Here is a 10,567-nt window from a genome sequence, read left to right on the forward strand (position 1 = left end):
AGGCTGCTGCGCAGGTCGCTCATTGCCGCCACCTGGCCCCACAGCGCCGCACCGGCCGCGCTGCTGCCCATCAGCGCCATCTGGTAGATCGACATGCCGCGCGCCCGCACCCAGTCGGGCAGCGCGAGCTGCGCCGACACCGTCAGCGAATTGGCCACCGAGATCCACGCCGCACCGGCCACCGCCATCGCGCCCGCCGCCACCGCCACGTTCGGCGCCAGCGCCACCACCACCATCGCGAGCGCCTGCACGAACGAGCCCCAGCGCACCAGCTCGTCCGAGCCCAGGCGCTGGCGGATGCGCGGCAGGTTCAGGGCCGCGGCGATCGCGCCGGCGCCCATCGACGCCAGCAGCAGCGTGAAGGTGCCCGCGCCGCCGCCATGCAGGTGCTTGGCCACCAGCGGCAGCAGCGCGAGCAGCGCCGTCGACTGCAGGAAGAAGATCGACACCCGCAGCAGCACCACGTGCATGCGCGCCGATTCGCGCACGTACTGCACGCCGACGCGGATCGCGCCGAGGAAGCGCTCGCCCGGCAGCGTGCTCGCCTTCTGCTCGCGCTTCCAGCGGCTGATCGTGAAGGCCGCGCCGATCGACAGCAGCGCGTTCAGCACGAACACCCACGCGCTGCCAGCGCTCGCGATGATCGCGCCGGCCAGGATCGGCCCGATGATGCGCGACGCATTCATCGCGATGCCGTTCAGCGCCAGCGCCGACGGCAGCTGCGAGCGCGGCACCAGTTCCGGCACGATGGCCGCGAACACCGGCCAGCGCATCGCGAGGCCGATGCCGTTCGCGAAGGTCAGCACCAGCAGCAGCGGCGCGTTCATCGCATCGAACGCGATCGTCGTGCAGGTCACCACCGCCACCGCGGCCACCCACAGCTGCGTCAGCATGAAGTAGCGCCGGCGGTCGAGGATGTCGGCCATCGCGCCGCTCGGCAGCCCGAGCATGAACACCGGCAGCGTCGACGCCGACTGCACCAGCGCCACCAGCACCGGCGAGGTCGTCAGCGAGGTCATCAGCCACGCCGCCGCCACGTCGTTCATCCACATGCAGACGTTGGCGGCGACCCAGGTGCCCCACAGCATGCGGAACACCGGGAGCGAGAGCGGCGCCCAGGCTGAAGTGGGCGGCGGAGAAACGACAGGTGGAAGAGAGGGGGTGCTGGACATCCCGCAACGGTAGCACCGCGCCCGCGTCCATCACATGTGGGATGGACGTAGATCCCCGCCGCACGATACTGGCCCGGCAGCCTCAACCACCCCGGAGGAGCCCATGAAGCTCTTGATCTCCAAAGGTGCGTCCGGCCCGGACGTGACCCGTCTCGCGAAGGCGCTCGCCGCCGAACTCGGCCCCGATGCCGCGGATTTCCCGGTGCTCGCCAGCACCGGCCCGTCGATCGACGACGGCTTCGACGCCGCGATCCGGCGCTGGCAGGCCGGCATCGGCATCATCGCCGACGGCATCGTCGGCCCGCGCTGCCAGATGCTGCTGAAGCTGGCCGACGAAGGCCCGCCGACCGATCCGGTGCTGACGGTCGGTCTCGTGAGCCAGCTGTTCCCTGCGACCAAGCCGGCCAACATCGCGCGCTACCTGCCGTATGTCGAAGCGGCCTTGCGCGCGGCCGGCCTGGTCGACCGGCCGATGGTGCTGGGCGCACTCGGCACGATCCGCGCCGAGACCGAGGGGTTCGTGCCGATCGCCGAGTTCCAGTCCCGCTTCAACACACCGCCCGGCGGTGCGCCGTTCAGCAGCTACGACCTGCGCCGCGACCTCGGCAACGGCGCGGCCGGCGACGGCGCACGCTACAAGGGCCGCGGCTTCGTGCAGCTGACCGGCCGCGCGAACTACAAGCACTACGGCGAGGTGATCGGCATCGCGCTCGATGCCGACCCCGACAAGGCGAACGCGCCGGAAGTGGCTGCGGTGGTGCTCGCGCAGTTCCTGTTCGACAAGGCCGACAAGTTCCGCGCCGCGATCGGCAAGGGCGATTTCGCGGCGGCACGCAAGCTGGTCAACGGTGGCGCGCACGGGCTGGCCGCATTCCGCAGCGTGTTCGAGCTCGCGGCCACCGCGCAGGCGCCGGCGGCCGCCGGTGCCGGTGCTGCCAAGGGCAAGAGCACCTCGCGCCGCCCCGCCGGCAGCACGCACCGCGTCTCGCGCACGAAGAAGGACACCGCCGACCTGCGCGACCGCCAGTACATGCCCGCAGCGCTGACGCTGCCCGATGAATTCCCGGCCGCCGAGGTCGTGCAGCACTTCCTGCCCGGCTATGCCAAGGCCGGACTGATCCTGGACCAGGGCAGCGAGGGCGCCTGCACCGGCTTCGGGCTCGGCTGCGTCATCAACTACCTGCGCTGGCTGAAGGCGAAGACGCCGGCCCGCTTCGAATCGGTCAGCCCGCGCATGCTCTACACGCTGGCGCGCCGCCACGACGAATACGAAGGCGAGAACYACGAGGGCTCCAGCTGCCGCGGTGCGCTGAAGGGCTGGTTCAACAACGGCGTGTGCCTGGAGAAGGACTGGCCCTACCAGGCCGACAAATCCGACACCGCCCGCTACGGCTTCGCAACGCGGGCCACGCAGAACACGCTGGGCGTCTACTACCGCGTCGACACGCAGTCGATCACCGACATGCAGGCGGCCATCGCGCAGCACGGCGCGGTGTTCGTCTCGGCCTTCACGCACGACGGCTGGGACGGCGTGCCCGACGTCGCCGCCGAACCGAAGGGCCATGCCGACCTGCCGCTGATCGCGTTCGACGGCAGGCCGTCGAAGGATGGCGGCCATGCGTTCGCGCTGGTCGGCTTCAACGACCGCGGCTTCGTGCTGCAGAACTCCTGGGGCCGCGACTGGGGCGCCGGCGGCTTCGCGACGCTGTCGTACCTCGACTGGCTGGCCAATGCGATGGACGCCTGGGTCGTCGCGCTCGGCGTGCCGGGCGTCGTGGCCGGGCGGCTCGCGGTGGCGCAGCCGGGTGCCAAGAGCACCGGCGCGAAGCGCGGCGAGGCGAACCGCAGCGGCTGGTGGGACAGCGCGCTCGCGTACCGGCACAGCGTCGTGCTCGGCAACGATGGCCGCGTGAGCCGCTACCTGACCGAGGATGAGCAGCCGCGCAAGCTGCAGCAGCAGGCCTACGCGCTGCCCGACCAGTGGTTCCGCAGCCAGCCCGACGGCCCCGGATCGGGACCGAAAAGGCTGCTGCTGTACGTGCACGGCGGCCTGAACAGCGAGGCCGATGCGATCAAGCGCGCCAGCGCGATGGGCCGCTACCTGCTCGGCAACGGCTGCTACCCGCTGTTCCTGGTCTGGAAGACCGGCATGCTCGAATCGATCGGCGACATCCTGTCGGACGCCTTCCACCGCGAACCGGCGCGCGCCGGTGCCGGCGAATGGCTGACCGACAAGACCGACCTGCTGATCGAGAAGACCATCGGCCGCCCGCTCGCGAAGCCGATCTGGAGCGAGATGAAGGAGAACGCGCAGCTCGCGTTCTCGCCGCGCCACGGCGGCGAGCTGCTGCTGGACGCGATCCAGTCGCTGGCGGCCACCTGGGGCGCGCAGTTCGAACTGCACCTGGTCGGCCACTCGGCCGGCTCGATCGCGCTCGGGCACTTCCTCAGCGCGCTCGCGCAGCGCCAGCACGCCGGGCGCGACGACGGCCTCGCGCAGCGCCTCGCGTCGGTCAACCTGTATGCGCCGGCCTGCACCGTCGCGTTCGCGAACCAGCACTATGCGAGCGACGCACGGGTGATGGAGCGGCTGCACCTGGACGTGTTGTCCGACAAGGTCGAGCGCGACGACAACGTCGCGTCGATCTACCGCAAGTCGCTGCTGTACCTGGTGTCGAACGCGCTGGAAACCGACCTGCGCACGCCGATCCTCGGGCTCGATGCCGTCAACGACGCCGCGTTCGCCGGCTGGGACGGCTCGTCGGACACCGGCGAGGCGCTGGCCACCTGGCGCGCCGCGGCGGCCGATGCGCAGCTCGCGAAGCGCACCCAGCTCGTCACCAGCGACCGCATCGAGACGGCGATCGGCAGCGACGGCCAGCCGGTGCTGATGCGGGCCTCGCACGGCGGTTTCGACAACGACATCGAGGTCGTCACGCGCACGCTGCAGCGCATCCGCGGCAGCGCACTGGCCTTGAAGGTGGACGACCTGCGCGGCTATTGACGGGCCCAGGGGCGTCCGCTCCTACAGGCATCCGGTTCCACGTCCGACGCGCAGCGCCGGGCGTGGCCGCGATGATCGGCGCCATGGACATCACGCCGATCCCGTATGACCCGTCCTTCGAACACGCCGAGGAGGACGAGGGCGCGGTCTGCGACCAGATGATCGAGACGATGCGTGGCATCGCGCAGACCACGTTCTCGCACGCCGGCCACGGCCTGCGCGGTGTGCATGCCAAGAGCCACGGCCTGCTGCGCGGCGAGTTGCGCGTGCCGGCCGGGCTGCCGGCGGCGCATGCGCAGGGCGCGTTCGCGCAGCCCGGTGAATGGCCGCTGGTGATGCGGCTGTCGACGATCCCCGGCGACATCCTGGACGACGCGGTGTCGACGCCGCGCGGCATGGCGATCAAGCTGATCGGCGTCGACGGCGTCCGGCTGCCGGGCAGCGAGGGCGCGTTCACGCAGGATTTCGTGCTGGTCAACGGACCGGTCTTCGGCTCGGCCGGGCCGAAGCAGTTCCTGGCCGGCCTGAAGCTGCTGGCCGCCACGACCGACCGCGCGCCGACGCTGAAGAAGGCGGTGTCGGCGGTGCTGCGCGGCGCCGAGAGGGCGATCGAGCAGGTGGGGCTGCAAAGCGGCACGCTGAAGGCGCTTGGCGGACACCCGCAGACGCACCCGCTCGGCGACAGCTACTTCAGCCAGGTGCCGATGCTGTGGGGGCCGTACATGGCGAAGATCGAGGTGGTGCCGGTGTCGGCGGAACTGCAGGCACTGACCGGCGCGCACGTCGAGATGGAAGACCGCCCACAGGCCCTGCGCGATGCGGTGATGTCGCACTTCGCCCGAGCCGGCGGCGAGTGGGCGCTGCGCGTGCAGCTGTGCACCGACCTCGAGACGATGCCGATCGAGGATGCGTCGGTGCGCTGGCCCGAGGACCAGAGCCCGTTCGTCACCGTCGCGCGCATCGTGATGCGGCCGCAGCTCGCGTGGACCGAGGCACGCTCGGCGGCGATCGACGACGGCATGTCGTTCAGCCCGTGGCACGGGCTCGCGGCGCACCGGCCGCTGGGCGCGGTGATGCGGGTGCGCAAGCGGGTCTACGAGATGTCGGCGCGCTTCCGGGCCGAGCGCAACGGCGTGCGGATGGCGGAGCCGCGTTCCGCCGACGACCTGCCGCCCTGACCGAGGTCAGGTGCGCGGCACGACCGCCGTGACCTCGATCTCGACGCGGGCGCGCGGCTCCATCAGCGCACTGACCTGCACCGCGCTCATCGCGATCGTGTAGCTGCCGACCAGTTCGCGGAACACCGCGCCGACCTCGCGGCCGCGCGCCAGGTACTCGGCACGGTCGAGCACGTACCAGGTCATGCGCACGATGTGCTGCGGCGCCGCGCCGCCTTCGGCCAGCACCGCGCAGACATTGCGCAGCGCCTGCCGCACCTGGTCGACGAAATCGTCGCTCTCGAACTCGCAGCGCTCGTTCCAGCCGATCTGGCCGGCGACGAACACCAGCACGCCCTCGGCGGCCACGCCGTTCGCATAGCCGCGCGGCGGCAGCCAGCCGGGGGGTTGCAGCACTTTCATCCTGATGTCTCCTCTGTGTGTGTACGCCGGCTTCGACAGGCTCAGCCCGAACGGGAGTGGGGCTCAGCCCGAACGGAGCTTGAAGCGCTGCAGCTTGCCGGTCTCGGTGCGCGGCAACGCGTCGCAGAACTCGATCGCACGCGGGTACTTGTAGGGTGCGATCGCCTGCTTCGCGAAATCCTGCAGCGCCTTCACCATCGCCGCGTCGCCAACCTGCCCCGGCCGCAGCACGACGAAGGCCTTGACGACCTGCCCGCGCTCGTCGTCGGCCACGCCGACCACGCCGCACTCGGCCACCGCGGGGTGCTGCAGCAGCGCCGCCTCCACCTCCGGCCCGGCGATGTTGTAGCCGCCCGAGATGATCATGTCGTCGGTGCGCGCCTGGTAGACGAAGTAGCCGTCGTCGGTCTGCAGGTAGGCGTCGCCGGTCAGGTTCCAGCCCCCGCTCACGTACTGGCGCTGGCGCTCGTCGGCCAGGTAGCGGCAGCCGGTCGGCCCCTTGACCGCGAGGCGCCCCACCTGCCCCGGCGGCAGCGGCCGGCCCGCATCGTCGAGCACGCAGGCGCGGTAGCCCGGCACCACCGTGCCGGTCGCGCCCGGCCGCGCATGCGCCTCGTCGTGCGAGATGAAGATGTGCAGCAGCTCGGTCGAGCCGATGCCGTCGATGATCTCGATGCCGCTCGCCTGCTTCCACAGCTGCCGCGTCGCCGCGGGCAGCGCCTCGCCGGCCGACACGCACTGGCGCAGCGACGACAGGTCGTGCGCGGCGAGCTGGCCGGCCATCGCGCGGTACGCGGTCGGCGAGGTCACCAGCGTCGTCGCGCGGTACTGCGCGATCGCGGCCGGCAGCGCATCCGGCGCCGGCCGCTCGACCAGCACCGTCGACGCGCCCACCGACAGCGGGAACAGCAGCAGCCCGCCGAGCCCGAACGTGAACGCGATCGGCGGGCTGCCGATGAACACGTCGTCGGCCGTCGGCCGCAGCACATGGCGCGGCCAGCAGGCGCAGGCGGCCATCACGTCGCGGTGGAAATGCAGCGTCGCCTTCGGCGCACCGGTCGTGCCGGACGTGAAGGCCATCAGGCAGGTGTCGTCGGCGGCGGTGCGGGCGGTGTCGAATTGCGCCGGCTTGCCGGCCATGCGCGCCTCGAGGCCGCCGTCGCGCTCGGTCATGAAGTGCAGCACGTGCACGAGCGTCGGGCACTGCGGGCCGGCCAGCGCCAGCTCGTCGGCCAGCCGGATGTCGCACAGCGCATGGCTGATCTCGGCCTTGTGGACGATCTGCACCAGCTCCTTCGCGCGCAGCAGCGGCATGCTGCCGACCGCGATGCCGCCGGCCTTCACGACGCCGAACCAGCAGGCCGCCAGCATCGGCGAGTTCGGCCCGCGCAGCAGCACGCGGTTGCCGGGCACGAGGCCGAGGTCGTCGACCAGCACGTGCGCGATGCGGTTGGCCTGCGCCTGCAGCTGCGCGTAGGTCCAGCGCACGCCCTGCCCCTGCACACAGAGTCGGTCGCCGTGGCCCTCGTCGACCCAGCGGTCCAGCAACTCACGAGCGCAGTTCAGCTCGCCGGGAAACTGCAGCTCCGGCAGGTCGAACACCAGCTCGGGCCATTGATCGCGCGGCGGCAGGTGGTCTCTGGCAAAGGTGTCGACGTGCGCAGACATCTCACGTTCCTTTCAGCAGCTCGCGGGCAATGATCAGTTGCTGGACCTCGGTGGCGCCCTCGTAGATGCGCAGCGCACGGATCTCGCGGTACAGCGTCTCCACCGTGTTGCCGCTGACGACGCCGGCACCGCCCCACAACTGCACCGCGGCATCGATGACCTGCTGCGCGCCCTCGGTAGCCACCAGCTTGGCCATCGCGGCCTCGCGCGTCACGTTGCGGCCCTGGTCGCGCTGCCACGCGGCGCGGTAGGTCAGCAGCGCTGCGCTGTCGACGGTGGTCGCCATCTGCGCGAGCTTGGCCTGCGTGATCTGGAAGTCGGCGAGCGTCTGGCCGAACATCTTGCGGGTCGTCGCGCGCTGCAAGGCTTCATCGAGCGCACGCCGCGCGAAGCCGAGCGCGGCCGCGGCCACCGAGGTGCGGAAGATGTCGAGCGTGCGCATCGCGAGCTTGAAGCCCTGGCCCGCCTCGCCCAGCCGCTGCGCCTTCGGCACGCGGCAGCCGTCGAAGCGCAGCCTGGCCAACGGGTGCGGCGCGATCAGCTCGATGCGCTCGGCGATCTGCAGCCCCGGCGTGTCGGTATCGACGATCAGCGCGGTGATGCCGCGCGAGCCGGGTGCCTCGCCGGTGCGCACGAACAGCACGTAGAAGTCGGCGATGCCGCCGTTAGAGATCCAGGTCTTCTCGCCGTCGAGTACATACGCATCGCCGTCGTCGCGCGCCGCGCAGGCAAGCGCCGCCACGTCGGAGCCGGCCTCGGGCTCGGACAGCGCGAACGCCGCGATCGCCTCGCCGCGCGCGACCCGCGGCAGGTAGCGCTCGCGCTGCGCCGGCGTGCCGTCCAGCGAGATCGCGCCCGAGCCGAGGCCCTGCATCGCGAACGCGAAATCGGCCAGGCCGTGGTGGCGCGCCAGCGTCTCGCGCAGCAGGCAGATCGCGCGGGTGTCGATCGCGTCGCCCGGCCTCTCGGCGATCGCGTGGCGCAGCCAGCCGGCCGCGCCGAGCTGCTTCACGAGGCGTCGGCAGGTGGTGTCGACATCGTCGTGCGGCACGTGGGCCAGGTGCTCGCCGCACCAGCGCGAGAGCGCCTGCTCCAGCGCCGCATGGCGCGCCTCGAAGAACGGCCAGTCGAGGTGGGTGCTCATCAGTCGCCCTCGAACACCGGCTTCGACTTCGCCGCGAACGCCTCGTACGCGCGTTGGAAATCCTGCGTCATCATGCAGATCGCCTGGGCCTGCGCCTCGGATTCGATCGCCTCGTCGACGCCCATCGCCCACTCCTGGTGCAGCATGCGCTTCGTCATCGCATGCGCGAAGCCGGGGCCGGCCGCGATCTCGCCGGCCCAGGCCAGTGCATCGGCCTGCAGCGCATCGGGCTCGCTCAGGCGATTGAAGAAGCCCCATTGCAGCGCCTCGTCGCCGCCCAGCGAGCGGCCCGTGTACAGCAGCTCCGATGCGCGCCCCTGCCCGACGATGCGCGGCAGCAGCGCGCAGGCGCCCATGTCGCAACCGGCCAGCCCGACGCGCGAGAACAGGAAGGCGGTCTTGCTGCGCGCGGTGCCGACGCGCAGGTCCGATGCCATCGCGATGATCGCGCCGGCGCCGGCGCACACGCCGTCGATCGCCGAGACGACGGGCTGCGGGCAGGCGCGCATCGCCTTCACGAAATCACCGGTCATGCGCGTGAAGGCCAGCAGGTCGGGCATCGCCATCTTCGTCAGCGGGCCGATGATCTCGTGCACGTCGCCGCCGGAGCAGAAGTTGCCGCCGGCGCCCTGCACGACGATCGCGCGCACCTCGTCGACCTGCGCAAGCGTGCGGAACAGGTCGCGCAGCTCGGCGTACGACTCGAAGGTCAGCGGGTTCTTGCGCTCGGGCCGGTTCAGCGTGATCACGCCGACGCGGCCGTGCAGCGCCCAGCCGACATGCCGAGGCGAGATCGCGGCAGCACTTTGCCGGTTGCCGGACGCGAGGTGGGAGTCCATAGCACGTGTCATGTCTTCTCCTTCGGCTTGGTCTTCTTCACCGGCTTCGCAGGCGACGCGCTGTCGATGCCGGCCAGGTGCCGCTTCAGCACCGAGAGCAAGTCCTGCACCTGGGTCTTCTCGTCGGCCGACCAGCCGGCGAACAGCTCGACGACCCACTGCTCGTGCGTGGCCGCCATGCGCCGGAACTGGCGGCGGCCGGCCGGCGTCAGCTGCACCGCGAACGAGCGCCGGTCGTCCGGGCGCGGCACGCGGCGCACCAGGCCTTCGGCTTCGAGCTGGTCGGTGATGCCGGTCACGTTGCCGCCGGTCACCATCAGCCGCTGCGACAGCTCGCCCATCGCCAGGCCGGCGGGTTCGCGCTCGAGCTGCGCCAGCAGGTCGAAGCGCGGCAGCGTGGTCGCGAACTCGCTGCGCAGCCGGTTGCGGATCACCGACTCGATGCGGTTGCTGCACGACAGCAGGCGCAGCCAGAGCTTCAGGGCTTGATGGTGGTCGTCGATGACCCGCGATTCGAGGTCGCTGATGTCGGAAATCACATCACCTCCCCGCCGGCCACGGCGATCGCCTGGCCGGTGATGCTGGACGATTCGCGCCGGCACAGCCACAGCACCGCCTGCGCAACCTCGTCGGGCTGCACCAGCCGGCCCTGCGGGTTGGCTGCCGCCAAGGCGTCGCGTGCCGCGTCGGCGCTGCGCTGCGTCTTGCTCGCGATCTGCCCGACCGCGCGGGCGACGATGTCGGTGTCGGTGTAGCCGGGGCAGACCGCGTTGACGGTGACGCCCTTGCGCGCGACCTCGAGCGCGAGCGCCCGCGTCAGGCCCAGCACGCCGTGCTTCGCGGCGCAATAGGCGGCGACGTAGGCGTAGCCCTTCAGCGCCGCGGTGCTCGCGATGTTGACGATGCGGCCGAAGCCGCGCTCGGTCATGCCGGGCAACACCTGCCGGGTGCACAGGAAGGTGCCGGTCAGGTTGACCTGCAGCAGGCGGTTCCATTGGTCGAGCGTGGTGCGGGCGAAGGGCTGGCTTTCGACCTGGCCGGCGTTGTTGATCAGGAGGTCGACCGGGCCGACGGACGCGAAGGCCCGCTCGACGCCGGCGGGGTCGGTGATGTCGACGGCGCAGGTGTGAATCGCGGGCAGGGCTTCGACAGGCTCAGCC

At 71.2% G+C, this 10,567-nt stretch carries 9 protein-coding genes; 2 read left to right on the forward strand and 7 right to left on the reverse strand.

Annotated features, from left to right (window positions below):
* A partial coding sequence (locus AC1D15_RS08440; protein ID WP_477825626.1) for an MFS transporter occupies nucleotides 1-1,172 on the reverse strand: 1,172 nt, incomplete at its 3' end.
* Between the two features lie 103 nt (nucleotides 1,173-1,275).
* Here AC1D15_RS08440 and AC1D15_RS08445 point away from each other — a divergent pair.
* Together AC1D15_RS08445 and AC1D15_RS08450 are read left to right on the forward strand one after the other, a co-directional pair.
* Complete coding sequence (locus AC1D15_RS08445; protein WP_477825627.1) at nucleotides 1,276-4,176, forward strand: C1 family peptidase; 2,901 nt, start codon at nucleotides 1,276-1,278, stop codon at nucleotides 4,174-4,176.
* A gap of 83 nt (nucleotides 4,177-4,259) precedes the next feature.
* Nucleotides 4,260-5,354 (forward strand): catalase family protein, encoded by a 1,095-nt coding sequence (locus AC1D15_RS08450; RefSeq protein ID WP_477825628.1) that lies wholly within the window; start codon nucleotides 4,260-4,262, stop codon nucleotides 5,352-5,354.
* Nucleotides 5,355-5,360: 6 nt separating this feature from the next.
* Here AC1D15_RS08450 and AC1D15_RS08455 read toward each other — a convergent pair whose 3' ends face one another.
* From AC1D15_RS08455 to AC1D15_RS08480, 6 genes are all read right to left on the reverse strand, one after another.
* Nucleotides 5,361-5,756, reverse strand: coding sequence for a RidA family protein (locus tag AC1D15_RS08455; RefSeq protein WP_047500657.1), 396 nt, complete (start codon nucleotides 5,754-5,756; stop codon nucleotides 5,361-5,363).
* Between the two features lie 63 nt (nucleotides 5,757-5,819).
* Nucleotides 5,820-7,424 (reverse strand): AMP-binding protein, encoded by a 1,605-nt coding sequence (locus AC1D15_RS08460; protein ID WP_477825629.1) that lies wholly within the window; start codon nucleotides 7,422-7,424, stop codon nucleotides 5,820-5,822.
* Nucleotide 7,425: 1 nt separating this feature from the next.
* A complete protein-coding gene (locus AC1D15_RS08465; RefSeq protein WP_477825630.1) occupies nucleotides 7,426-8,568 on the reverse strand; it encodes an acyl-CoA dehydrogenase family protein in 1,143 nt (380 codons plus the stop codon).
* The gene (locus AC1D15_RS08470) at nucleotides 8,568-9,419 is read right to left on the reverse strand and encodes an enoyl-CoA hydratase family protein (RefSeq protein ID WP_477825631.1); all 852 of its coding nucleotides are present in this window, start codon (nucleotides 9,417-9,419) and stop codon (nucleotides 8,568-8,570) included. Before AC1D15_RS08470 ends, AC1D15_RS08465 begins: the two co-directional genes overlap by 1 nt.
* Nucleotides 9,416-9,946 (reverse strand): MarR family winged helix-turn-helix transcriptional regulator, encoded by a 531-nt coding sequence (locus tag AC1D15_RS08475; protein ID WP_052211258.1) that lies wholly within the window; start codon nucleotides 9,944-9,946, stop codon nucleotides 9,416-9,418. The genes AC1D15_RS08470 and AC1D15_RS08475 overlap by 4 nt, the downstream gene beginning before the upstream one ends.
* Nucleotides 9,943-10,567 (reverse strand): SDR family NAD(P)-dependent oxidoreductase (locus AC1D15_RS08480; RefSeq protein ID WP_477825632.1); only part of this gene is annotated, 625 nt, incomplete at its 5' end. The genes AC1D15_RS08475 and AC1D15_RS08480, both read right to left, overlap by 4 nt.

The organism is Rhizobacter sp. P2_H2, from assembly GCF_056403375.1.

Coding starts and splice junctions, on each gene's coding strand:
- AC1D15_RS08455 (WP_047500657.1), bottom strand. CDS start 5,756: ATGAAAGTGCTGCAACCCCCCGGCTGGCTGCCGCCGCGCGGCTATGCG.
- AC1D15_RS08460 (WP_477825629.1), bottom strand. CDS start 7,424: ATGTCTGCGCACGTCGACACCTTTGCCAGAGACCACCTGCCGCCGCGC.
- AC1D15_RS08450 (WP_477825628.1), top strand. CDS start 4,260: ATGGACATCACGCCGATCCCGTATGACCCGTCCTTCGAACACGCCGAG.
- AC1D15_RS08470 (WP_477825631.1), bottom strand. CDS start 9,419: ATGACACGTGCTATGGACTCCCACCTCGCGTCCGGCAACCGGCAAAGT.
- AC1D15_RS08465 (WP_477825630.1), bottom strand. CDS start 8,568: ATGAGCACCCACCTCGACTGGCCGTTCTTCGAGGCGCGCCATGCGGCG.